20 protein-coding genes and 2 pseudogenes are annotated in these 22,439 nt (G+C 69.5%); 13 read left to right on the plus strand and 9 right to left on the minus strand.

Annotation, left to right across the window (positions count from 1 at the left end):
- The first annotated feature begins 2 nt into the window (after nt 1-2).
- From ACFPMG_RS31725 to ACFPMG_RS31740, 4 genes are read left to right on the plus strand one after another with little or no spacing between them, the layout of a single operon-like run.
- The gene (locus ACFPMG_RS31725) at nt 3-2,510 is read left to right on the plus strand and encodes an MFS transporter (protein ID WP_376999724.1); all 2,508 of its coding nucleotides are present in this window, start codon (nt 3-5) and stop codon (nt 2,508-2,510) included.
- Nucleotides 2,507-3,034: an N-acetyltransferase gene (locus ACFPMG_RS31730; RefSeq protein WP_376999726.1), complete on the plus strand. Its 528-nt coding sequence runs from the start codon at nt 2,507-2,509 to the stop codon at nt 3,032-3,034. The genes ACFPMG_RS31725 and ACFPMG_RS31730 overlap by 4 nt, the downstream gene beginning before the upstream one ends.
- 44 nt (nt 3,035-3,078) lie before the next feature.
- Nucleotides 3,079-5,220 carry an adenylate/guanylate cyclase domain-containing protein gene (locus ACFPMG_RS31735; protein ID WP_376999728.1) on the plus strand — a complete coding sequence of 714 codons (2,142 nt, stop codon included), beginning with the start codon at nt 3,079-3,081 and terminating at the stop codon, nt 5,218-5,220.
- Nucleotides 5,221-5,235: 15 nt separating this feature from the next.
- Entirely contained in the window at nt 5,236-6,276 is a 1,041-nt protein-coding gene (locus ACFPMG_RS31740; RefSeq protein ID WP_376999730.1) for a TRAP transporter substrate-binding protein, read from the plus strand.
- A 22-nt stretch (nt 6,277-6,298) separates the two neighbouring features.
- Here the strand turns inward: ACFPMG_RS31740 and ACFPMG_RS31745 are convergent, their stop codons facing one another.
- Nucleotides 6,299-6,931, minus strand: coding sequence for a hypothetical protein (locus tag ACFPMG_RS31745; protein ID WP_376999732.1), 633 nt, complete (start codon nt 6,929-6,931; stop codon nt 6,299-6,301).
- 60 nt (nt 6,932-6,991) lie between these two features.
- Nucleotides 6,992-7,834, minus strand: coding sequence for a helix-turn-helix domain-containing protein (locus ACFPMG_RS31750; protein ID WP_376999734.1), 843 nt, complete (start codon nt 7,832-7,834; stop codon nt 6,992-6,994).
- A 784-nt stretch (nt 7,835-8,618) separates the two neighbouring features.
- On the opposite strand from ACFPMG_RS31750, the gene ACFPMG_RS31755 reads away from it, so the two are divergent.
- Nucleotides 8,619-9,866, plus strand: coding sequence for a plasmid replication protein (locus ACFPMG_RS31755; RefSeq protein ID WP_376999736.1), 1,248 nt, complete (start codon nt 8,619-8,621; stop codon nt 9,864-9,866).
- A gap of 20 nt (nt 9,867-9,886) precedes the next feature.
- On the opposite strand, the gene ACFPMG_RS31760 is transcribed toward ACFPMG_RS31755, so the two are convergent.
- From ACFPMG_RS31760 to ACFPMG_RS31770, 3 genes are all read right to left on the minus strand, one after another.
- Nucleotides 9,887-10,342, minus strand: coding sequence for a MarR family winged helix-turn-helix transcriptional regulator (locus ACFPMG_RS31760; RefSeq protein ID WP_376999738.1), 456 nt, complete (start codon nt 10,340-10,342; stop codon nt 9,887-9,889).
- 127 nt (nt 10,343-10,469) lie between these two features.
- Nucleotides 10,470-10,889 (minus strand): organic hydroperoxide resistance protein, encoded by a 420-nt coding sequence (locus tag ACFPMG_RS31765; RefSeq protein ID WP_188260497.1) that lies wholly within the window; start codon nt 10,887-10,889, stop codon nt 10,470-10,472.
- Between the two features lie 182 nt (nt 10,890-11,071).
- A complete protein-coding gene (locus ACFPMG_RS31770; protein ID WP_376999740.1) occupies nt 11,072-11,752 on the minus strand; it encodes a lysozyme inhibitor LprI family protein in 681 nt (226 codons plus the stop codon).
- Between the two features lie 462 nt (nt 11,753-12,214).
- Here ACFPMG_RS31770 and ACFPMG_RS31775 point away from each other — a divergent pair, with 462 nt between their 5' ends.
- The 6 genes and pseudogenes from ACFPMG_RS31775 to ACFPMG_RS31800 all read left to right on the plus strand — a co-directional run bounded on the left by ACFPMG_RS31775 (nt 12,215) and on the right by ACFPMG_RS31800 (nt 15,243).
- Nucleotides 12,215-12,385: an RSP_7527 family protein gene (locus ACFPMG_RS31775; protein ID WP_376999742.1), complete on the plus strand. Its 171-nt coding sequence runs from the start codon at nt 12,215-12,217 to the stop codon at nt 12,383-12,385.
- Nucleotides 12,386-12,541: 156 nt separating this feature from the next.
- Nucleotides 12,542-12,778: a response regulator gene (locus tag ACFPMG_RS31780; RefSeq protein WP_376999744.1), complete on the plus strand. Its 237-nt coding sequence runs from the start codon at nt 12,542-12,544 to the stop codon at nt 12,776-12,778.
- A 379-nt stretch (nt 12,779-13,157) separates the two neighbouring features.
- Nucleotides 13,158-13,331, plus strand: a pseudogene (locus tag ACFPMG_RS31785) (HD-GYP domain-containing protein); the annotation flags it as partial.
- A gap of 196 nt (nt 13,332-13,527) precedes the next feature.
- The gene (locus ACFPMG_RS31790) at nt 13,528-14,154 is read left to right on the plus strand and encodes a PAS domain-containing protein (RefSeq protein WP_376999746.1); all 627 of its coding nucleotides are present in this window, start codon (nt 13,528-13,530) and stop codon (nt 14,152-14,154) included.
- A gap of 118 nt (nt 14,155-14,272) precedes the next feature.
- Nucleotides 14,273-14,800, plus strand: a pseudogene (locus ACFPMG_RS31795) (ATP-binding response regulator); the annotation flags it as partial.
- A 158-nt stretch (nt 14,801-14,958) separates the two neighbouring features.
- A complete protein-coding gene (locus ACFPMG_RS31800) occupies nt 14,959-15,243 on the plus strand; it encodes an Hpt domain-containing protein (RefSeq protein ID WP_376999748.1) in 285 nt (94 codons plus the stop codon).
- A gap of 35 nt (nt 15,244-15,278) precedes the next feature.
- Here the strand turns inward: ACFPMG_RS31800 and ACFPMG_RS31805 are convergent, their stop codons facing one another.
- From ACFPMG_RS31805 to proV, 3 genes are read right to left on the minus strand one after another with little or no spacing between them, the layout of a single operon-like run.
- Nucleotides 15,279-16,190: a glycine betaine ABC transporter substrate-binding protein gene (locus tag ACFPMG_RS31805; RefSeq protein ID WP_376999750.1), complete on the minus strand. Its 912-nt coding sequence runs from the start codon at nt 16,188-16,190 to the stop codon at nt 15,279-15,281.
- A 41-nt stretch (nt 16,191-16,231) separates the two neighbouring features.
- Entirely contained in the window at nt 16,232-17,170 is a 939-nt protein-coding gene (locus ACFPMG_RS31810) for an ABC transporter permease (protein ID WP_376999752.1), read from the minus strand.
- A 2-nt stretch (nt 17,171-17,172) separates the two neighbouring features.
- Nucleotides 17,173-18,369 (minus strand): glycine betaine/L-proline ABC transporter ATP-binding protein ProV, encoded by a 1,197-nt coding sequence (gene proV / locus ACFPMG_RS31815; protein WP_119507167.1) that lies wholly within the window; start codon nt 18,367-18,369, stop codon nt 17,173-17,175.
- A 638-nt stretch (nt 18,370-19,007) separates the two neighbouring features.
- Here proV and ACFPMG_RS31820 point away from each other — a divergent pair.
- Complete coding sequence (locus ACFPMG_RS31820; protein ID WP_376999754.1) at nt 19,008-21,047, plus strand: M3 family metallopeptidase; 2,040 nt, start codon at nt 19,008-19,010, stop codon at nt 21,045-21,047.
- An 89-nt stretch (nt 21,048-21,136) separates the two neighbouring features.
- Complete coding sequence (locus ACFPMG_RS31825) at nt 21,137-21,712, plus strand: HutD/Ves family protein (protein WP_376999756.1); 576 nt, start codon at nt 21,137-21,139, stop codon at nt 21,710-21,712.
- 18 nt (nt 21,713-21,730) lie between these two features.
- Here the strand turns inward: ACFPMG_RS31825 and ACFPMG_RS31830 are convergent, their stop codons facing one another.
- Complete coding sequence (locus ACFPMG_RS31830) at nt 21,731-22,345, minus strand: MliC family protein (RefSeq protein ID WP_376999758.1); 615 nt, start codon at nt 22,343-22,345, stop codon at nt 21,731-21,733.
- Nucleotides 22,346-22,439 lie beyond the last annotated feature (94 nt).

The raw sequence follows: 22,439 nt of genomic DNA on the forward strand, positions 1-22,439 counted from the left end.
CCATGGCCTCACCCGGCGCCCCGTCCGGACGCTCCGGCCCCCTCCGCGCCTTCCTGGTATCCGTTCTGCTGGTCGGGGTGACGCTGGCCTTCAGCCTGAGCATCAATCTCGGCTCCTTCCGCCAGAATTACGCGGGCGCTCTGATGGCCGCCTTCGCGGTGGTCGGCGGCAAGACCGTGGAGAACATCCAGGACGCGCTGGGTTACGGCAAGCCGCTCGACGACTTCTACGGGCTGGAGGCGATCCTCGACCAGCTCGCCGCCAATCTGCCCTGGGCGCGGGGAATCGGGGTGGCGGTGGCGGACGGGCGCGTCGCCGCCGCCGCCAAAGGGCGGCCCGTGGAACCGATGGCGGAGGCCACACTGCGCCGCGCCCGTGCGGAGCTGGAGCGGCGTCCCCATTGGTTCCGGCACGACCCCGACCACGGTATCTACAGCCTCTATCTGCCGATCCGCAATCCTGGCGAGGTGGAACGGAACGGCCGGCAGCCCGACGCTCCCGCCGGCTTTCTCATCGTCCAGTCCGACAGCGCCAGGGTGGACGACCGCGTCGAGGAGTTCCGCGACCGCACCCTGCCGCAGCTCCTGTGGACCGGGCTGGGGACGGTCGGCTTCCTCGGCCTGACCGGCCTGGTGATGGCCTTCGGGTTGCGCCGCGCGTCGGAAGGCCGCCGGGGCCGGCTGGAACGCCTGCGCCGGCTGCTGGCGCTCGGCGCCATGCTGGCCGCCCAGGCCGCGGCGGCGGCGGAATGCTACACGCTGATCTCCACCGCCCATCTGGAGGCCGCCGAACAGGCGACCCAGATCGTCGCCCGGATGATCCGCAACGACCTCGAGTCGGTGGTCCGGCGCGGGCTGGACTACCAGTCCCTGGCCGGGGTGGACGACTATTTCGAGCGCATCCGCGCCAGCATGCCCACCCTGCAATCCATTGAGCTGGCCGCGCCCGGCGCAAGCCCGCCGGCGCACGATGGCCGTCACATGGTGTCCGGCATCCCCTTCCTGTCGGACATGCCGGACGTGACGCTGCGCTGGCCGCTCGCCCAGGACCGCGGCGGCGAGGCGCGCGAGCTGGTGGCCGTCGTTGACGGCGACCGGGTGGCCGCGCAGCTGACCGAGTTCGGGCTGGACATGGCGACCATCCTGGTCACCTCGCTGCTGTTCATGTTCGAGATGGACCGCGCGCTCGGCGGGCGGACGCGGATGGCCCGGCAGTTGGGCGAAGGACGGGCCGCAACGGGCGGAACCGGCGATTTCGCCGGCTCCATCCGCTTCTCGGCCTTTCTGATGTATTTCGGCGCCTTTCTGCCGGTGTCCTTCGTCCCGCTGCTGATGACCAGCTTCGGCGGAAACCCCTTCCCCCTGCTGTCGCCGTCCCAGGTCGCCGCGGCGCCCCTGACGGCGGAAATGCTGTTCGGGGTCGCGGCGGCGCTGGCCGCCGGACGGCTGACCGGACGGTTCGGCTGGCGCGTGGTCTCGCTGGCCGGCTTCGCAGCGGCGGCGGCGGGAATGGCGCTGGCCGCCGTGGCGGCGGTGGCCGGCGACCCGCTGCTGTTCGTCCTGGCCCGCGGGCTGAGCGGAGCGGGCGGCATGGCCGGGCTGATCGCCGCGAACGCCCTGATCGGGCGGCTGCGCGGGGTTTCCGACAGCTCGGCTCTGCAATCCGGCCTGTTCGCCGGCATGTACGCCGGGGTGAATTGCGGAGCCGTGTCGGGCGCCCTGCTCTCCACCACCTACGGAGCGGTGACGGTCTTCGCCGCGGGCGCCCTGATCCCATTGGCAGGGCTGCTCTACACCGCTTTCGGCGTTCCCCGCCTGCCCGGAACCGTCCCGCCGGACGCGCACTGCGCCGCCGCAGCCGTTCCCTCGCCCGGCAGCGCGACGGTCCGCCCGCGGCACCGGCGCATCAAGGTGCCGCTGTTCCTGGCGCTGATCTCCCTGCCCACCGCGGTGGCGGCGATGTTCCTGCCCTTCTATCTGCCGCTGTTCATCGCGGACCTCGGCCTCTCGTCGGCGACGGTGGGCCGCGCCTACCTGCTGCACGGCCTGTGCGTCGTACTGGCCGGGCCGCTGCTGACCCGGATGGCGGCGCGGCGCCTGCCGATTCCGGGGGTGACGCTGCTGTCGGCGGCGATGATCGCCGGGGCCCTGGCCCTGTTCGGTCTCCAGGCGTCGCTGTGGACGGCCTTCGCGACGGTGTTCCTGATCGGCCTTGCGGAGAGCTTCGGCCTGTCCGCCCAGATCCGCCATGTCGAGTTGCTGGCGGCGCGCGAGGCCCGGCGGCGCGATTCCGTGCTGGCCCTGCACGTCAACACCCGCAAGCTGGGGCAGGCCGCCGGGCCAATCCTGTTCGGCACGCTGGCCGCCGCCGTCCCTCTGGGCGCCGGCCCGGAGGGGGTGGGCCTGATCGGCGGGCTTTTGGCCGGCAGCCTGCTGCTCTTCGTCTTGCTGACGTGGCGGCGGACCGTCCCGTCCCGCGCGGCGTGCCGGCGGCGGGAGGGAGGACGATGACCGGCCTGCGCTTCGCCCTCCTGACCCCGGGCGCGCTGGGCGCCGTCCTGGCGCTGCAACGGGAAGCCTGCGGCCCGCTGATGCACCCGCTCGGCGAGGCCGAGCTGTCGGGCATGCTGGCGGGGCCGAAAATCGGCAATGGCGTGGTGCTCGGCGCGCTGACCGAAAGCGCGCTCTCCGCCTTCCTTGCCGTGCAGTTTCCCGGCCGGGCCGCCAACAATCTGGGCCGCGACTACGGCCTTCCGGAGGGTGACCTCGACCGGGCGCTGCACTTCACCGGCATCCTCGTGCATCCGCACCGGCGCGGGCAGGGCCTGCACCGGCGCCTGATCGAAACCGCCGCCCAAGGGGTGCTGCCGCCGGACCGGCACCGCTACTGGTTCGCCACCGTCCGGCCCGAGAACACGGCCAGCGTGCGCGGAATGCTGTCGGTCGGCATGCATGTCTTCGCGCGCAAGCCCAAGCACGATGGCCATGACCGCCTCCTCTTCGTCCGCGACCTGTCGGCCCCGGCCGGCGGCTGAGGCTCCTCATGTCACCGCAATATTGGCCCTCCGGAGACCGCCCGATGTCCCAAACGCCGTACCGGATACGCCTGCGCGTGGGAATCGCGCTGGCCTTCCTGCTGACGACGGTGCCGCTGATCGCGGTGATGCTCAGCTACCTCTATCATGAGAACTCCCGCACCGCGCTGGAGGTGGCGTCGCAGTCCATCGCGCGCACCACCCAGACGGTCACCAACGACCTGAACGGTCTGGTCAGCCCGGTGGCCCGTGTCGCCGAGGCGATGGCCGGGTTCGGGCGGATCGACCGGAACGGGCTGCGCCGCATCGAATCGCTGCGCTACTTCTCCGACGCCCTGGCCACCCTGCCGCAGCTCGCCTCGCTCTATGTCGGCTTCGCCGGAGACGGCGCCTTCTTCCAGATGGCGCGGCTGGCTCCCGACGGCGGGCGCTTCGGCCCGGCCATCCCGCCGTCCGGCAGCGCGCTCGCCCTGCGCATGCAGGATTCCAGTTCGGGACGGTTCGCCGACTCCTATTTCTACCTGCGCTCCTGGGGACAGGTCACCGGCGTGGAGCGGGCAGAGGCGACGGAGGACCCGCGCACCGCCCCCTGGTACGTGGCGGCGCAGAAGGCCGGGGTGGCGGTGATGTCCGACGCCTTCGTGCTGCCGGCGACCCGGCGGCCGGTGGTCACCGTCTCCTACCGGATGGCCACCGACGACGGCGTGCCCATCGGGACCATCGGGGCCGACGTCTCGCTGGACCGGCTGGCGGCCCGGCTGGACGCCCTGCGCATCGGACCCTCCGGGGCGGTGTTCGTGATCGACGGCAACGGGCGGGTGATCTGCCACAACCGGGCCGACCTGCTGGTCGGTGGCGACGGAGCTGCGGCGGCGCTCCACACCACCGCGACCTTCCCCGATCCGGTGCTGGCCGAGGCGGTGGAGCACCGCAACAACGGGGCCGGTGACCGCTTCATCGCCCCGCTGGGGCCGCTGGGCCGCGACTACATCGTCGAGTTCGCAACCCTGACCGACGGGGTCGGCAGCGGCTGGACCGTCGGCGTGGCGGTGGAGGTGGACGAGTTCGTCGGCTCGCTGCGCCGCGCCACCTACCGCATCGTCGTGATCGGCGCCGGGCTGCTGGCGGTCTCGGTCCTGCTGCTGCTCTGGCTGTCGCACCGGCTGACCCGCCCGATGCAGGACATCGTGTCGGAGACCAAGCGCATCCGCCATTTCGACCTGAACGGCCGCTTCGCCGTCCGTACCCGCGTGCAGGAGGTGGCGGAGCTGGCCGGCGCCGTCGAGGCCATGAAGAGCGGACTGCGCCGCTTCGGCGCCTATGTGCCCAAAGCGCTGGTGCGCGACATCATCGTGACCGGCGACGGCGGCGAGCTGGGCGGCGAGACGCGCCCCCTCAGCATCCTGTTCAGCGACATCGCCGGCTTCACCGCGACCAGCGAAGCCATGCCGCCGCAGCAGGTCCTGGATCGGCTGACCACCTATTTCGAGCGGATGACCGCCTGCATCCACGGCCATGGCGGCACGGTGGACAAGTTCATCGGCGACGCCATCATGGCCTTCTGGAACGCGCCGCGCCCCGACCCGGACCATGCGGAGCACGCCTGCCTCGCCGCGCTCGGCTGCCTGTCGGTCAACCGCGCCATCAACGACGCCTGCCTCGCCGCCGGCATGCCGCCGATGCCGACCCGCTTCGGCCTGCATCTGGGGGAGGTGGTGGTGGGCAACGTCGGCTCTTCCGACCGCATGCAGTACACGGCGCTCGGTTCCCACGTGAACCTCGCCTCGCGCATCGAGGGACTGAACAAGGTCTACGGCACCAGCATCCTGGTCACCGGGGCGGTGGAGCACGCGGTGCGCGGGCGCTTCCTGTTCCGGCCCGTCGATCTCGCCGTGCCCTCGGGCCTGTCGGCGCCGATCGAGCTGTTCGAGCTGGTCGGCGCGCTCGATCCGCATTCGGCCTTCGCCCGCCCGCCGGAGACCCACGACCTGTGCCGCCAGTGGCACGTCGCCGTCTCGCTCTACCGCGGCCGGCGCTGGTCGGCCGCGCTCGACCTGCTGCGGCCGCTGGCCGACGAGCCGGAGGTGGCGGCGCTGGCCCGGCTCTACATCGCGCGCTGCGAGCGGCTGATCGCCGACCCGCCCGGCGACGGCTGGGACCCCGCCGAGCATTTCAAGACCAAGTAGCCAGAAGAGGACGCGATGAAAAGCAGATGGACGGCGCGGCTGTTGGCCGCCTGCACGGTACTGGCGCTGGCACTCGCCGCCGCCGGGGTGTCCGCCGAGACGGTCATCAAGCTGGCCCACCCCAACCGCAACGACGCCTTCGACAACACCGCCGGGGCCATGGCGATCGTCTTCAAGAACCATGTGGAGGTGGCGACCGAGAAGCGCGTGCGCGTGGAGATCTTTCCCGAAGGCCAGATGGGCCGCGACGGCGACGCGGTGAAGCTGGTCCGCCAGGGGACCATCCAGTCGGCCATCTCCTCGGTCGGCGGGGTGGCGCCGCTCTACCCGATGCTGGCGGTCATCGACCTGCCCTTCGCCTATTCCTCGGTCGCCAACGCCTACGACGTCTTCGACGGCCCCTTCGGCCACCGGCTGGCCGAGGAGATCCGGCGCAAGGCGGGCCTTGCCGTGCTGGGCTTCGGCGATCCCGGCGGGCTGTTCACCATCACCAACTCCAAGCGCCCGATCCGCCAGCCCGAGGACATGAAGGGGCTGAAGATCCGCACCATGGATCTGGAGACGCACCGCACCATGATCGGCAGCCTGGGGGGCACTCCGGTCAACGTCGCCTGGTCGGACCTCTACAACGCGCTGGGCACCGGCGCGGTGGACGGCCAGATGAACCCTGTGCCGATCGTCCGCTTCGCCCGCTTCGACGAGGTGCAGCGCCACCTGACGCTGAGCAACCACCTGTTCCTCCCCTATGTCTGGGTGATGAACGCCAAGTTCCTGGACGACCTCGCCCCCAGCGACCGCGCGGCCGTGATGAACGCCGCCCGGCTGGGCGTCGTCGCCAGCCGCGGCCTCAGCCGCCTGATCGAATCCTCGGACCGCGGCCTGCCGCCGCTGGCGCAGCGCATGGAGGTCCACACGCTGACCCCGCGCGAGGCGGAGGCGTTCCGCAAGGTGACCCAGCCCGCGGTGCGGGAGGCCATCGAGCGGCGGTTCGGCGCCGAGGGGGTGGAGATGCTGGCCGCCTTCGAACGGGCGATCCGCGAGGAGCGGACGCCGTAAGCGGCGCGGCCGGGCGGTCAGCTCATCCCATCCGCCGGACCGCTCCCCCGGCCAGCGCGCGCAGCCGTCCGGCGCGGCCGGGGCCCGCCCCCTCGCCCGCCCCGTCTCCGGTCGCGCTTCCCGCCGCCGCGATCACCGACAGCCGCCGCGCCAGCGCCCATTCCGGTGCGCAGGCCTCCTCGCACAGCGCCCGCATCTCCGCGATGGACGGGCGCCATTTCTGCGTCCGGCGCCAAGTCCGCGCCGCCGCGTCGACCGCCCAGGCCGGGAACTCGCCGAGATCCTCCGCCCAGTCGAGCGCGACCAGATGCTCCACCTCCGGCGCGGTGCCCTTGGCCGGATAGTGGCTGAGCAGGGCCAGGATGCGAGCCAGCAGATGGTCCGGCGACGCCGGGGCCAGGATGGAGCCGGTCAACTCGTCGAGCGCCCGCCGCGCCATCAGCGCGTGCTGGCCAGTCACCCCGTCGGGCGGCGTCCAGTCCTCCGTCACCCCGTCGAAACCGCGGTCGCCGAAGCGCGGCCGGCGCTCCACCCGTCCGGAGGCGAGGAGGTTCCTGAGCGGCACCGGCAGCGCCGAGGCCAGGGCCAGACCGCGCTCATGAGCGGGGGCGGCGGGATCGAAGGGAAGCGGCGGACGGGACGGCAAATGGGTCACGACCGATGGGTTCGGAGCCCCAGGCGAGGCGGATCGGGGTTGTGCGGCCATGGTGTATCCTCACCTCCAGACTTGCGGGGTTGGACCGCGGACAACGTTGAGCTTCGCCGCGGCAGCCATCCAAGCACTGAGTTTCTGTTCGGGAACGGGGACGCTTGTTGCCGGCTTCGCAACGGTGACGAGGCCTGCCGGTCGGAGCATCGGCGCCTTGCCGGCAGCGGCGTCCTGGGTCAGCCAGGCTTTCCAGGCGGCTCCGGCATCGCGGTAGCGATAGCCGTGGGCTTGGCAGCGCAGGCGGAATCCTTCGGCGTGACGATCGAGATCCACACCGGCGAAGCGGCTTTCGGCCCAGGCGCGATCCTCGGCATCCGGCATCCAACCGTCCGGCACAGTCTGCGCAGGCCCGCGCGAAGCGTGCGAGTCCGGAGTCTGTTCGGATTCCGGCTGTTTCTGTCGCACTGGCGCACATGGGGAGTCGGCGGGAGCGACATCCTTGGCCGGTGTCTGCACAGGGGGCATCGCGGCCTGGTCGCACGCTGCACCGGCCGACGAAGTCGGTCCGTCGCCGGGGGCCAGCCGCAGCCGGTACAGGCAGGACAGCCGCCCGCCCGAGGCGGAGCGGCGGGCTTCCCTCCCGATCACCCCGGATTCGGCGAGATGGCCGAGGATGCGGTTCACCGTGCTGCGGCTGCGTTTCAGCGCGGTGGCCAGTGTCGCCTGGGATGGCCAGCATTCGCCGCGGGCGTTGGCGTAGGTCGCCAGCGCCGCCAGCACGGCCAAACCGTCGGCGTCGATGGCGGGATGGCCGAGCCACCATGCTGGAATCCGGCCCCACCGCCCGGTGTCCGCGGGCGGGCCGGAATCCGGTGTGTTGTCCAATGGTGTGTCGTCGCGGGGTGTCATGATGCGGTCTCCGCAAGGCAATCGGGACCGGCTCCGCACGGACTGCGGGCCGATGGCTTTGCGGATCAGGATTCCCAGGGACGCATGGCTCTTCAAACCGCGGGCTGTCGCTCCATAGACGGGCATGGAGTGGTTGCCCGCGCCGTTGAAGCCCTGGCCCGCGTTCCTGGAGCCTTTGCCCGCCACAATGGAGCGACAGCCCGCGCTTCATCGCCGAATCGGAATCCTGGAGCGGGAACCCGCGCCCCTGGAGCGATAGCCCGCGCCTTCGGATTCGGATGTATGGAGCCGCAGGCCGCGGCCGGAGCACGGGACTATGGAGCAACAGCCCGCGTCTCGGAGGAGGTGCGCCTGTCCAGCATGGAGTGATAGCCCGCGGTCATGGAGCAACAGCCCGCGCCCTGCCGTCCCAACCCGTTCCCACCCGTCCTGGGCGGTCGTCCGACAGCGAGCACGGGATGGAGCTTTTGCTCGCGCCTTGCCGGTCCGGCCCATGGAGTTCCGACTCGCGGGGAGACTCGCGGTTATGGAGCGATAGCCCGCGCCTTGCTTCTCCCTTGCTTCTCCTGGGCGCAGAGCGATTCGCATCGGGCGGCGGAGTCGCGGACAGAGTCGAAGGATCTCAACGCCCTGCCGGGAAAGCGCGGGCTAACGCTCCATATCCGCGGGCCATCGCTCCATAAGCGCGGGCAAAGGCTCCATACCGAAGGAGGTCGCCCGTCACGAAGCGGTTGTCAGCGCGCGCCTCCCGCCGCATGGTCATTGCCGGGCAAGGAGGGATTGGATGAGCAAGATCGCGACACCCGGCGCGCTGCAACTGGTTCTGTTCGAGCTGGAGGACCGCTCCCAGTCGCACCTGATCGCGCTGTACGATCTGGCGCCGCGCTACGTCTTCGCCTCGCGCGACGGCGGGCGGTCCGCGGAGACCGCGCCGGCGAAGGGCAATTTCGTCGCGTCGATCAAACGCGAGTTCACCTATCACGGCAGCACCTTCCACCTGACCATCCAACCCGCCCGTTTGACCAAGATGGTCAACCGCGACCAGGTCAGCCGCGACATGGCCAATCGCGACGACGGGACCGCCCAGGCCGACGGCCAGACCGAGATCGAGTACGAGGTCTTCCCCGCCGAGCGCGAGCAGGTGGTGGAGCATGTGGTGCGCCGCCTCGCCATGGACCGCTCGCGCCTGTCGCTGGGCGGCGAGAACCGCGACAAGGTCCAGATGCGCTTCACCCTCTACGAGATTCAGCGCGAACTGAAAGCGGTCGGCCACACGCTGTCGATCCGCGACATCCGCGAATCGCTGACCATCCTGGCGCGCTCGCGCATCATCATCGGCAAGCCGGCGGAGGGGGTGAAGAAGGGCCGCGGGGCCAACCTGCTGGAATCCACGGCCTTCCCGGTGCTGGCCATCCGTTCCCGTCCCGACCTGATCGGCGACGAGGGGGGCGACGAGGAAACCCACCTGCAGTTCAACCCGCTGGTCTCCTCGGCCATCCGGAACCTGGAGTTCAAGCCGGTCAGCTACCAGTGGCTGATGCGGCTGAAGAGCCCGGTGTCCCGCTGGCTCTACAACCGCCTCAGCGCCGAGTACGACTATTCGGGGGCGGAGGCGCCGGGCGATCTGGGCGCCAGGGCGATGACCCTGTCGGCGGACGAGATCATCAAGAACAGTGGAATGAATGTGTGGAGCCGCCGTCGCGACACGCTGCGCGCGGTGACCTCGGCGGTGGATGCCCTGGTCGAGGAAGGCATCCTGACCAGCGCGGAGAAGCTCTACGACAAGGTCGGCGCCCGCATTGAGGGGATCACCTACGTGATGCTGCCGAGCGCCAAATTCCTGGCCCAGGTGCGCAAGGCGCAGGCGGTGGAGAGCGCCAACGTGGCGGCCATGCGGGCGATCACCGGCGACGACCGCCGGCCCACCGATTTCGTGCCGGTCACCCCCGCCGCGACGGTGGAGACCCGCGCCCGCCGCGCCAAGCGGTTGACCGAGGAACCGCCGCGTCTGCCGATGGCCGAAGCCGGCTGACGGAGCGTCTGCGACCGGGCTCAGTCCCGGTCGGCGGCGGCGTTCAGCGAATCGCGCAAGCGCAGCAGCGCGTCGCGCAGGCCCCCTAGGTCGGGCAGTGGGCAGTTGGCCGCCGCGGCGATGTGCTCCGGCAGCGCCGTCGCCCGTTCGCGCAGGGCGGTGCCCTGCGGTGTCAGGTGGATGCGCACCAGCCGCTCGTCCGCCGGGTCGCGCCCGCGGGTGACCAGCCCCTGCCCTTCCAGCCGCTTCAGCAGCGGGGTCAGCGTGCCGCTGTCGAGCAGCAGCCGCTCCCCCAGCGCCTTCATGGTCTGGCCGTCCCGTTCCCAGAGCAGGAGCATGACCAGATACTGCGGGTAGGTCAGCTCCAGCGCCTCCAGCAGCGGGCGGTAGACCCTCGCCATCGCCAGATTCGCCGAATAGAGGGCAAAGCAGGCTTGGTTGGCCAGAAGCAGCGGGTTGTCGTTCTCGGTGCTCATCGTTCGGGGGTTCCCAGCCAGGGACGCGTCGCGGGCCTGTTGCGCGCGACCCCATAGCGCATGGGGTTATGGCACGCAACACGCCCGCAAGCATGAAACCCTGTTATGCGCCCGGTGACGCGCCCTGTTACGCGATGGCCGTGTTCACCGCGATGTTGCCCTTGGTCGCGTGGCTGTAGGGGCAGACCTTGTGGGCGCGGGCCACCAGATCCTCGGCCGCCGCCTTGTCCAGGCCGGGCAGCGACACGGTGAGGTCCACCGCGATGCCGAAGCCCTCGCCGTCGTCGCGCGGGCCGATGCCGACCTGGGCGGTCACCGTCACGTCCGCCGGAACGGCGATCTTGTCGCGGTTGCCGACGAACTTCATGGCGCCGAGGAAGCAGGCTGAATAGCCGGCGGCGAACAGCTGCTCGGGGTTGGTGGCGCCACCCTTGCCGCCCAGTTCCTTCGGGGCGGCCAGCGCCACCGACAGCAGGCCGTCGTCGGTCTCCGCCTTGCCGTCACGCCCGCCGGTGGCCGTCGCCTTGGTCGTGTAGAGGATCTTCATTGTTTGCACTCCTTCGAACAGATGGATCGTTTCGATCGGGGAAGCGGGTTGCCGCTTGTTGTCGAGGAAAACCATCGCGCAAAATTGAATTGCGCGCAATGTGTTTCGTTATGCGCTATTGAATTGCGCGCAATGCATCGCCGGAATGGCGTCGGGGCACGCGCTTCGCAAGGCGGCGCGGATCAGGGAGTGCGCCGGTAGGTCCAGATGAAGCTGCCGTTGTGGCCGCACCAGTAGCCGCTGGCGGCGCGGTTGGGCTCCAGATCGGGGATGTTGATCGCGCCGCCCTCTTCCGCGACCAGGATCAGGCCGCCGCCCTCCGCGTCGGGGGTGCCGACCGTCAGCCGTCCCTGGTCGTCCAGCCGCCCGATGCCGGCAAAGTCGCACACCCAGCGCCCCGCCGTGGGCTCGGCGCCGCTGACGCTGACGGCGACCGTCCCGTTGCGCAGGGCGAGGGCGGCGATGCCGATGAACCCCTCATGGTCGAAGCGGCCAACGTAGCGCCCGACGGGCGACGGCGGTGTGGCCGGATCGGTGCGGAAGGACAACACCGCCATGCGCCCGTCATAAGCGCGGCGCAGACAGGCCGCGTCGGCGCCGCAGGAGTCGCGTTCGCGCAGCCACGCCCGCTGGTCGGCCTTCACGGCGGCCCCGGCGGCGCCCTCCTCCGGGCTGGCGCCCGACAGGCGCTCCAGGGCGGCGCGGTAGGTCGCGGCCAGCCGCCCATCCAGAGCGGAGAGCGCCGGATCGGCGCAGATCGCCTTTTCCGTCGGGGTGGTGGCCTTGGAGCAGGGAAAGCCCGCCGCCGCTGCGGCGGTCGGCAGCGCCAGGAGGCCAAGGGCGAGCAGCGCTGGGCGGAGCATGCAGGTTCCCCTTCGACGGAATCCCCTTCCTTCGAGGGGCGGGCCTCGACTCTGCCGCGGCGGTGGAGTGCGGTCAACCCGTCCACCGGGGATCATCCGGTCCGGCGTGTTCCTGTCAGGCTGGGAAGGCAGGATATCCGCGCTTCGCAGCGCTGCGGAAGTGTCCGCCGTCACAGCGCTGCGATGAAGTCTTTTAACAGCGCTGCGAAGACTTGTGTTCTTGAGTGATGATGCTCCCTTTTATTCTTGGTTGTGCGCTGCATCATAGTAATGGAAGCCATGCGTTATCGGCGCGTCGTCTTTCGGGGTGGTGGTGTCAATATATCCAGGCAGGCAGCACCGCCCCTCCGCCAGTATCGCGCAGGCCCTTTCCACGGCCAGCCGCCGACTCCGGCGCCCGAGCGGCACAGCCAGAGACATTCCCTTCGAACCGCGGCCTTCGAGGCCGCCATGAGGACAGCCATGAACGCCGACAACTTCGCGAACCCTCTGTCGTCCACGGAACTGCGCAACATCCGCCGCCAGGCGGAAGCCCTGAGGGCCGCCTATCTGCGCAGCCTGTTCCGCCGTCTGGCCGCGGCCTTCAGCCGTCCGGGCACCCCGGCCAACGGCGGTCTGACCGCCGCCCGCTGAGGCGCACCCGACAGAGCAGGTCTCCTGCACGCGGCCGGACCGTCCGGCCGCGGCTTTTTCGCCCGCATAAGACCATTTTTAGCAAGATTCGCTAAGATTTTGCTGGGTATTATTTTCTAATGATGCCCGAAATGGTGGTCTTGGGCGAACGCAAAAATGCAGGTTGTAATCGTCGATGACGATCCCTCCACGCTGTTCATCACCGGCGCGGTCATTCGGCGGATCGACGGCGCGGAGCCCATCGGTATGGGCAGTCCGCTGGACGCTCTGGACTGGCTGGCCGTCAACACGCCCGACCTGATCCTGATCGACCATGTCATGCCCGACCTCGACGGCATGGAGCGCTGGAACGCATCCGCGCCCAGTGGCATCTGGCCGACGTTCCGGTGGTGATGATCACCGCCGACACGTCGGTGAGGCTGCGGGTGGCCGCCCTTGAAAGCGGCTGCACCGATTTCCTGACCAAATCCATCATCGTGCCGGAACTGCTCGCCCGGGCGCAGAACCTCCTGCGTTTGCGGCTAAGTCAGCGGCGGCTAAGTCAGCGGATGTTGCGTGATCGAGCCGCCGCGCTGCGCAGCCGGGTGGAGGAGGCGACCGCACAGCTCCGCCAGCAGGCGCAAGAGCTGGTGGCCCGCCTCGCCCGCGCCGCCGAGTACCGCGACCCCGAAACCGGCCTGCACATCGAGCGCATCGCCAACTGTTCGCGCGTCATCGCCGAAAGCCTTGGGATGGACCCCGACGACCGCGCCCGGCTGGCCGAGGCCGCGCCGTGCTGCAGGGAAGCGAGCATCCCCTCATCTGCGAAGCTGCGGAAATCGCGCTGGGCCACCACGAGAAGGACGACGGCACCGGCTATCCCAAAGGCCTGCGGGGGGAGGAGATTCCGCTGGCCTGCCGCATCGTCGCCATCGCCGACGTCTTCGACGCGCTGACCACCGCGCGTCCCTACAAGACTCCCTGGCCGCTCGACACCGCGAAGGCCCACATCGTCGAGCACAGCGGACGCTGCAAAGCCGTGCCCAGGAGCGCGCCCATGCCACGCTGGACGAAGCGGCCCGGCATCTGCGCGCCAGCAAGACGAAGCTGCGCGACATCGCGGAGACGGCGTCCGACTGGTTCTGGGAGATGGACGCCGATCTGTGCTTCGCCGGCGTGTCCGGAGCCTATGCCGGATCGATCCGCGACCGGAGCTGTACCGCGGCCGGCGCTGCGAGGACATCGCCCAGCGCAATGCCGGCGACGGCGCGCATCGGGAGGAACACCGCCGCACTCTGGAAGACCGGCAGCCCTTCCGCGATTTCAAGTTCGCGGTTCGCGGACCGGACGGCGACACCCGGATCCGGTCGCTCAGCGGCAAGCCGGTCTTCGACGATCTGGGCGGCTTCACCGGTTACCGCGGCTCCGGCTCCGACGTGACGGAGCGGCGTCGGGCGGAACGGTCGCTGACCGACAGCGAGCAGCGCTACCGCGCCATGTTCGCCGCGGTCGGCCAGCCCATCGTCGTCACCGACCAGAACGCCGTGATCACCGGCTTCAACCCGGCGGCGGAGGCCCTCTTCGGCTACCATGAAGCGGAGATGATCGGGCGGAACGTCAGCGCTCTGATGCCGGATGGGCATATCGGCGACCACGACCGCTTGTTCCGGGATTACCAGTCGAGCGGCCGCAGCAGCCCGAGCGGCGTGATCCGCGAGGTGCCGGTCCAGCGCGCCGACGGTGCCTTGGTGCCCACCGAGATCGCCCTGCCGACCTCGCGGAGGCCGTGATGGCGGTGTTCCAACCCTCGGCCGCGAACAAGGGGCTGACCCTGCCCTGTCGCATGCTGCCCAACGTGCCCGCCGCGGCGCCGACCTGCCGGACGGGCGTTTCCTTCTGGAGTTCGAGGTGGAGGACAGCGGCATCGGCATCGCCGCGGAGTCCATCCCGTCGCTGTTCGACCGCTTCACCCAGGCCGACAGCTCCATCACCCGCCGTTACGGCGGCACCAGCTTGGGGCTGGCGATCTGCAAGGAGCTGTGCGGGTTGCTCGGCGGGACGATTTCCGTCACCAGCGCGCCGGGCAATCCGGCGGCGTTGCGCCACGCCGGGGAGCCACCGCCGTCCGCCCCCCTGACCCCCTTGCGGGTTCTGGCGGTGGACGACAACGCGGTGAACCGGGACATCGTGCGCGGCCTGCTGGTGCGCGGCGGGCACAGCGTGGTCACCGCCGCGGATGGGGACGAGGCGGTGTGGACCGTCGAGCGGTCCGAGGAGTCTTTCGACGTGGTCCTGATGGACATTCAGATGCCGGGGATGGACGGGCTGACGGCCACCCGCCTGATCCGCGCCTTGCCGGCGCCGCGCAATGGGGTTCCTGTGATCGCGCTTACGACCCATGCCTCGGGCAGTTCGCTTCCGGTATGCATGGCGGCGGGCATGAACGGGTTCGTGCCGAAGCCGCTGCGTCCGGCTGCGCTCGACGCGGCGATCCGAGCGGTCGTCGGCAGCTCCGCTCCCAAGGCGGCGGCGGAGGCGGCTCCGCAAGCCGCTCCGGTGGCGGACCTGCTGGACCGTGAACAGAGGTGGACAGCGTGGCCGAGGCTCTGGGCCCGGAGAGCTGGTCCGAGGCCGTGGAAGGCATCTCCCGCACCGCGCGGGAGCAGGTGGCGCGGATCAGCGCCGCCCTGGCCAGCGGCGAGGAGCACCGCCGCGCCGCCCACACGCTCGAGGGGCTGTCCTGGAACGTGGGGGCGAAGCGGCTGGGCGACCTCACGCTGGCGCTGGAAAAGGCGCCGCCGGACGAGGCCCTGACCTTGGCGGGAAGCCTGGAGGGTGTGCTGAAGGACAGTGTGGAGGCCCTGTCCGAGCCCCAATGACGAGGCCGTGAGGTTCGGACAGGGTTTCGGGCCCGTTAGGATGCCGGCATCTCGCCGGTCACCCAATAGTCCACGCGCTGCTTGTTGTTGGCGATGTAGGTGTCGATCGCCTTGTCATAGGAGGTGGCGTCGGCCTCCAGCATGATCTTCTCCAGGTCATCCAGCGGCAGATACATCCGGGTCAGGAACTCGGCGACCTTCGGGTGCTCCTGGTAGAAGTTCTTGCGGGCCATGACGTGGACGCGCTCCAGCCCGCCCAGCGAACCCTTCGGGTCCTCCAGGTAGCGCAGCTTCCACTTGGCGAACATCCAGTGCGGGCTCCAGGCGGTGACGGCGATCCAGTCCTCGCGCCGATCGGCGCGGCCGAGCGCGGCGGTCATCGCCGCACCGCTGGCCGACACCAGCTCGTAGCCGTCGAGGCCGTAGTCCTTCAGCGCCTTCTCGGACGCCTGCATCAGGCCCGAACCGGGGTCGATGCCCTGGATCTTGCCCTTCAGCTTCTCACGGATTTCCGGCTTGGCGAGGTCGGCGATGGTCTTCACCTGATCCTCCGGCACATAGTCCGGCACGGCCCAGCCCAGGCGGGCGCGGGTGTAGAGCATGCCCAGCGGCACGATGTCCTTGCCCACCTTGTCCAGGTAGGAGGCGTGGGTGGTCGGCAGCCACGACATCATCATGAAGTCGAGGTCGCCCTTGGCGAGCCCCTGATACTGCAGGCCGATGTCGGCAAGCACCAGCTCGACCGGCTGATCCAGCCGTTCCTGGATGAGGCGCTGGGCGAGCCTGGTCACCGCTTCGGCGTCGGACCAGGCGGTCCAGCCGATGCGGACCGGCTTCCTGTCCCCCTCGGCCGTGTTGGCGGCAGCGAGGCTGGCGGAGGACAGGGCGGTGCTGCCGATCACGGCGGCGACGCCGAGGGCCATCATCTTCAGAAACGTGCGTCTCATGCAAAAAATCCTTTGATTTGTATGGCTTTGGGGATGGCGGTTCATCCCGCTTCCGTGACTCCGTGCGTGGGAGACAGGTGCGCGTCGTCCTTCGGCCGTTCCGTGCGGCGGCGGTTCAGCAGGGAGCGCAAGGCGGACCGGGGGGAGCGTCCCCCCGCGTCCGGGGTTCCGAAACTCTGGGTGATGCGGTCGAGCAGGATCGCCAGGATCACCACGGCCAGACCGCCCTCGACCCCGAGGCCGATGTCCAGCCGCTGGATGCCGCGCAGCACCTCGTTGCCGACACCGCCCGCCCCGATCATCGAGGCGATGACGACCATCGACAGCGACAGCATGATCGTCTGGTTGATGCCCGCCATGATCGACGGCAGCGCGGTCGGCATCTGCACCTTGAAGAGGAGCTGGCGCGGCGTGCAGCCGAAGGCGAGGCCGGCCTCGACCAGCTCGTGCGGGACCTGCCGGATGCCCAGGCTGGTCAGGCGGACGACCGGCGGCATGGCGAAGATGATCGTCGCGATGATCCCCGGCACGCGGCCCAGCCCGAACAGCATGGCCGCCGGGATCAGGTAGACGAAGGCCGGCATGGTCTGCATCAGGTCGAGCGCCGGGCGCACCACCGTTTCCACGCGGTCGTTGCGTGCGGCGACGATGCCCAGCGGGACGCCGATGGTCAGGGCGATGGCGGTCGCCGTCAGCACCAGGGCCAGCGTGTCCACCGTCTGGTGCCACATGCCCAGCCCGGCGACGACCAGCAGCGAGGCCGCGGCGAACAGCGCGAAGCGCCAGCCGTTCCGCCACAGCCCGATCAGCACCACGATGGCGGCCAGCGCCACGCCGGGCAGCGAGGTCAGGGCGGCCTGCACGCCGTCGGCGACCGCGCCGACCACGAGGTCGATGCCGTCGAACAACCATTGCGCGTGGTCCAGGAGGAACATCACGGCGGCGTCGGCCCAATCGCCGATGGGGAGCTTGAAGTCCATGGTCAGCGGGTCCGTCCAAGGGTTTCCAGATAGGCGGTCTTGGAGATCGCCCCGACATAGGCGCCCTGTCCGTCCACCACCGGCAGCGGGCACGGGGCCGACGCGATGCGCGGCAGCACCTCGTCCATCGGCAAGTCGACGGGCAGCGGCTCGATGCCCGGAAGCAGCGCCTCGTCCAGCGTGGCGGAGCCGTTGTGCCGCTCGATGGCGGAGACCAGCGTTTCCACCGACACCACGCCGTGGAAGCGGCGGCGGCCGTCCTGGACGTAGCCGAACTCGCGGTCGCGCTCGCGCAGCTGGCGGACGGCGGCGCGCGGGCCTTCGCCGGTGTGGCGGATCAGCGTCACCTGATCGCGCCGGGCGATGTCCCCCGCCGTCAGGATCTTGGTGACGTCGATGTTGCGGAAGAAGGAGCGGACGTAATCGTTGGCCGGCTGCTTGAGGATCTCGTCCGGGCGCCCGACCTGGATGATCTGGCCGCCCTCCATGATCGCCAGCCGGTCGCCGATGCGGATCGCCTCGTCCAGATCGTGGCTGATGAAGACGATGGTGCGCTGCCGTTCGGCCTGAAGGCGCAGCAGTTCGTCCTGCATCTCCGTCCGGATCAGCGGGTCGAGGGCCGAGAAGGCTTCATCCATCAGCAGGACGGACGGCTCGTTGGCGAGCGCGCGGGCCAGGCCGACGCGCTGCTGCATGCCGCCCGACAGCTCCCGCGGGAAGCTCTCCGCGTAGGCGCCGAGGCCGACCGCGTCCAGCGCCTGCTGCGCCTTGTCGCGCCGCGCCTTCAGGCTTTCCCCGGCGATCTCCAGCCCGAAGGCGGCGTTCTCCCACACCCGCAGGTGGGGCAGCAGGGCGAAGGACTGGAACACCATGCCCAGGTCGCGCCGCCGCAGCTCGGTCAGCTCGGCGCGCGACAGCTTGGTGATGTCCCGCCCGTCGATCCGGATCTCGCCCGCGGTCGGGTCGATCAGCCGGTTGAGCATGCGGACCAGCGTCGATTTGCCGGAGCCCGACAGGCCCATGATGACGAAGATTTCACCGGCCTCGACCTCGAAACTGGCGTCGAGGACGCCGACGGTCTGGCCGGTTCTTTTAAAGATCTCTTCCTTGGAAAGACCCGCCTTCAGCAGGTCGAGCGCCTGACGTGGGTGGCGCCCGAAAATCCGGGTAACGCCGTTTACGGCAATTTTCGCGGTCATCCGCTGATGCCTCCGCTCTTGGCAAAATGCGTGTGGTTCCGGAGCCCGAACGGGACCGGTCCGTCTTGCAGCCTTCATTGGAAGCAGGGGGAAGCAGGGGCGTGCCGGGGGTGGAGAGGCACGCAAGGCAAGGACTTTCGTCCGCACGCCAGCAATTTTGACAGCCGCGTCGCGACCGCCTCCCGCCAACCACAGGGAAAGTAAAGTCACATGAGAAAACGCAAAGACAGCGAAGACTCATGAAATTGAAGGCTATATGAACAAGAAAACAGATTTATCTATGCATGCATACCGATGTCACCTCTGAAACAGACTGGGGTTGTAGGGAAATGCGCACACGGAATGGCGCTCCTGAAGCGCGTTCAAGAGGACAATTCCTGGCCGCCACTGACAAGAGGCTAACAAACTTTAGGAGAGATTTGAAGCCTTTTTATGTCTCGGTTGGATATGACACCGGATCAATGTCGTTCAAGCGTGGATTTCAAGGCTTATTGTCCTATATTCTGGCGCTATCCCTCTCCCGTCCCGGGAGAGGGATTATCAAAAGCGCCCTGCGGCGACCGGCGTGTTGTGGCGGCGGACCGGTTGCGGCACCATGTCCTTGCATGTCTTCCGTTTCCGGTCAGCAAGGGGCCTTGATGAGCAACCCGTTCTTCGAAACCTGGACCACGCCCTTCGGCCTGCCGCCCTTCGACCGCATCCAGGCCGAGCATTTTCCGCCCGCCTTCGACCATGGCATGGCGGAGAACATCGCGGAGATCGCGGCGATCACCGGAAACCCCGACGCCCCCACCTTCGCCAACACCATCGAGGCGATGGAGCGCAGCGGGCGCTTCCTGAACCGGGTCGGCGGCGTGTTCTGGAACCTGAACTCCAGCAACACCACCGACGCGCTGGAGACCATCGCCCGCGACTACGCGCCGAAATTCGCCCAGCATTCCATGCGCATCGCGCTGGATCCGGCGCTGTTCGCCCGCGTCGCGGAACTCTACGAGCGGCGCGACACGCTGGACCTCGCCCCCGACCAGCGGCGCCTGCTGGAGCGCCAGCATCTGGGATTCGTGCGCAGCGGCGCGTTGCTGCCGCCGGACGCCAAGGCGCGGATGACCGCGATCACCGAGCGGCTGGCCACCCTGCACACGCTGTTCGGCCAGAACGTGCTGCACGACGAGAAGGACTGGCAGCTCGTCCTGGAGGAGAGCGACCTCGCCGGCCTGCCGGACTTCGCGCGCAACGCCGCCGCCCAGGCCGCCAAGGAACGCGGGCAGGAGGGCAAGTACGTCATCACGCTGGCCCGCTCCTCGGTGGAGCCGTTCCTGACCTTCTCGGCCCGCCGCGACCTGCGTCAGGTCGCCTACGAGGCCTGGATTCGCCGCGGCGAGCATGAGGGCGAGCACGACAACCGCCCGCTGATCCGGGAGATCGTCGCGCTGCGCACCGAGCAGGCCAAGCTGATGGGCTACGCCAGCTACGCCGACTTCAAGCTGGACGACAGCATGGCGAAGGACACCTCCGCCGTCGAACGGCTGTTGCTGCAGGTCTGGGGACCGGCCAAGGAGAAGGCCGCCGCCGAGCGCGCGGAGCTTCAGGACTGCGCCCGGGCGGAGGGCATGAACGAGCCGATCGCCCCCTGGGACTGGCGCTACTACGCGGAGAAGGTCCGGCAGGCCAAGTACGACATCGACGAAGCGGAGGTGAAGCCCTACTTCGTGCTGGAGAACATGGTGCGCGCGGCCTTCGACACCGCCGGACGCCTGTTCGGGCTGACCTTCACCGAGCGGCCCGACCTGCCGGTCTACCACCCCGACGTCCGCGTCTACGAGGTGACGGAAAAGGACGGGCGCCATGTCGGCCTCTTCCTGCACGACAACTTCGCCCGGTCGTCCAAGCGCTCCGGCGCCTGGATGAGCAGCTACCGTGACCAGGAGACTTTCGACGGGGCGGTGTCGCCGATCATCGTCAACAACAACAACTTCTCGAAGGGCGAGCCGACGCTCCTCAGCTTCGACGACGCCGAGACGCTGTTCCACGAGTTCGGCCATTTCCTGCACGGCTGCCTCAGCAACGTGCGCTACCCGAGCCAGTCCGGCACCTCGGTCCGCCGTGACTTCGTGGAACTGCCGTCGCAGATCTACGAGCACTGGCTGGCGGTTCCGGAAACGCTGTCCACCTACGCCCGCCATCACCAGACCGGGGAGCCGATCCCGCAGGATCTGCTGCGCCGCCTGCTCGCCGCCCGCAACTTCAACCAGGGCTTCGGCACGGTGGAATACACCGCGGCGGCGCTGCTCGACCTGGAGTTCCACACCCGCAGCGACGCCGCCGACCTCGACGTGGCCGCCTTCGAGCGGTCGGTGCTGGACAAGATCGGCATGCCGGCGGAGATCGCCGTGCGCCATCGCCCGACCCATTTCCAGCACCTGTTCGCCGGCAGCGGCTACGCCGCGGGCTATTACGCCTATCTGTGGGCCGAGGTGCTGGACGCCGACGGGTTCGAAGCGTTCCTGGAAACCGGCAATCCCTTCGACCCGGACCTTGCGGCGAAGCTGAAGACGATCTATTCGTCGGGCGACACCCGCGACCCGATGGAACTGTACACCGCCTTCCGCGGACGCGAGCCGCGCATCGAGGCGCTTCTCAAGCACCGGGGCCTGACCCAGTCGCTCGGGGACGCCTGACGCACCGCCCATCGGCGCCGCAGACACGCACACGAGGACAAGGGACGGGGGATGGGCCGGACGCCCTCCCCCGTCCCGTGAGGATTCTTATGGCTGTTTCTCTTCTCGACCCCGCCCGCTACCGCCGCATGCCCTGGAAGAACGGCGGCGGCACGACCACCGAAATCGCCCTCCGGGAGTTGCCCGGCGCTGCCGGCCGCTTCCTGTGGCGGGCCAGCATCGCCGACGTGGCGGAGGCCGGTCCCTTCTCCGCCTTCACCGGCTACGAGCGGCTGATCGCCGTGGTCGAGGGGGCCGGCATGCGGCTGACCGTGGACGGCGTCCCGGCGACCGTGACCAACCGCGCCGCCGCCTTCCGCTTCTCCGGCGACGCCGCGGTGGATTGCGCCCTGCTGGACGGGCCGATCCGCGACTTCAACCTGATCTTCGACCGCGAGCGGGCCGACGCCCGCCTCGACATCCTGCCGGCCGACAAAGTGGCGGACATTCCCGCCGGCGGCGTGGCGCTGGTCCACGCGCTGGACGGCGAGGTGATCCTGCGCACCGGCAACAGCGTGGCGCGGGTATCGCCGGGCTGGACCGCCCGTCTGGACGACACCGCCGCCACGCTGGAAACCGGGCCGGGCGCCTGCGCCGTCCTCGCCCGCGTCGCGGCACGCGCGTAAAAGACCCGGCGTGAGGGGTTACGGCGCCTTCCGGCAGGTCATCTCCGAAGCGCCGTAGCCCCAGGTCACCCGCGCTTCGCCCTGATGCTCCCAGAAGCTCTCGTTGCGGCCTTGGTAGCGGGCGCCGGAGGCCGCCGGCTGCCCGACCATCAACGACACCTCGTCGCCGCGCTCGGCGATCATCGTCGGCGGGTCGGTCTCGAAGAAGCTGGCGGTCAGCGCGTTGGCTGCCTTCCCGTCGCAGGCGAAGCGGACCGGGCCGATGGCGGGCACCAGCCGGTGTTTCGCCTGAAGTTCGGCGATGCGCAGGCGGTATTGCTCCTCCACGCAGGCGCGGCGGTCGTCCGCCTTCCAGCAGTCGTTCCGGCCCTTGATCCAGCCGCGCTGCTCCGCCTTCAGCACCGGCGGGCGCTCGTTCACCGCCTTGGCGGCGGCCGCGCCGTAGACGCCCGCCAGCTTGCGGTCGAGCGCCGACAGGGCGGGGTCCGTGCAGACCATCTGCTCGATGCTGCCCGGTCCCACCCCGGCGCAGGAAAAGGAGGGGCCGGAGGGGTCGGCGGCCAGGGCCGCGCCACTGCCGAAAAGCACCGCCGTGACGAGGAAACACCGAACGCTGTTGCGACGCGCGGGCATCGGGCTTCTCCCTCTCCGTTTCCCTGAGCCCGGACAGAATGCCGCGTTCCGCGTCCCGGCAGAAGACATGCCTTTGCCGCCCCTCGACGCTGTT

This window comes from Azospirillum himalayense, from assembly GCF_042657465.1.
GTDB lineage: Bacteria > Pseudomonadota > Alphaproteobacteria > Azospirillales > Azospirillaceae > Azospirillum > Azospirillum himalayense.

Bases quoted from the DNA above. Each gene is read 5' to 3' on its own strand.
- ACFPMG_RS31725 (WP_376999724.1), top strand. From the start codon at position 3: ATGGCCTCACCCGGCGCCCCGTCCGGACGCTCCGGCCCCCTCCGCGCC.
- ACFPMG_RS31730 (WP_376999726.1), top strand. From the start codon at position 2,507: ATGACCGGCCTGCGCTTCGCCCTCCTGACCCCGGGCGCGCTGGGCGCC.
- ACFPMG_RS31735 (WP_376999728.1), top strand. From the start codon at position 3,079: ATGTCCCAAACGCCGTACCGGATACGCCTGCGCGTGGGAATCGCGCTG.
- ACFPMG_RS31740 (WP_376999730.1), top strand. From the start codon at position 5,236: ATGAAAAGCAGATGGACGGCGCGGCTGTTGGCCGCCTGCACGGTACTG.
- ACFPMG_RS31750 (WP_376999734.1), bottom strand. From the start codon at position 7,834: ATGACACCCCGCGACGACACACCATTGGACAACACACCGGATTCCGGC.
- ACFPMG_RS31755 (WP_376999736.1), top strand. From the start codon at position 8,619: ATGAGCAAGATCGCGACACCCGGCGCGCTGCAACTGGTTCTGTTCGAG.
- ACFPMG_RS31760 (WP_376999738.1), bottom strand. From the start codon at position 10,342: ATGAGCACCGAGAACGACAACCCGCTGCTTCTGGCCAACCAAGCCTGC.
- ACFPMG_RS31765 (WP_188260497.1), bottom strand. From the start codon at position 10,889: ATGAAGATCCTCTACACGACCAAGGCGACGGCCACCGGCGGGCGTGAC.
- ACFPMG_RS31770 (WP_376999740.1), bottom strand. From the start codon at position 11,752: ATGCTCCGCCCAGCGCTGCTCGCCCTTGGCCTCCTGGCGCTGCCGACC.
- ACFPMG_RS31775 (WP_376999742.1), top strand. From the start codon at position 12,215: ATGAACGCCGACAACTTCGCGAACCCTCTGTCGTCCACGGAACTGCGC.
- ACFPMG_RS31780 (WP_376999744.1), top strand. From the start codon at position 12,542: ATGCAGGTTGTAATCGTCGATGACGATCCCTCCACGCTGTTCATCACC.
- ACFPMG_RS31805 (WP_376999750.1), bottom strand. From the start codon at position 16,190: ATGAGACGCACGTTTCTGAAGATGATGGCCCTCGGCGTCGCCGCCGTG.
- ACFPMG_RS31810 (WP_376999752.1), bottom strand. From the start codon at position 17,170: ATGGACTTCAAGCTCCCCATCGGCGATTGGGCCGACGCCGCCGTGATG.
- proV (WP_119507167.1), bottom strand. From the start codon at position 18,369: ATGACCGCGAAAATTGCCGTAAACGGCGTTACCCGGATTTTCGGGCGC.
- ACFPMG_RS31820 (WP_376999754.1), top strand. From the start codon at position 19,008: ATGAGCAACCCGTTCTTCGAAACCTGGACCACGCCCTTCGGCCTGCCG.
- ACFPMG_RS31825 (WP_376999756.1), top strand. From the start codon at position 21,137: ATGGCTGTTTCTCTTCTCGACCCCGCCCGCTACCGCCGCATGCCCTGG.
- ACFPMG_RS31830 (WP_376999758.1), bottom strand. From the start codon at position 22,345: ATGCCCGCGCGTCGCAACAGCGTTCGGTGTTTCCTCGTCACGGCGGTG.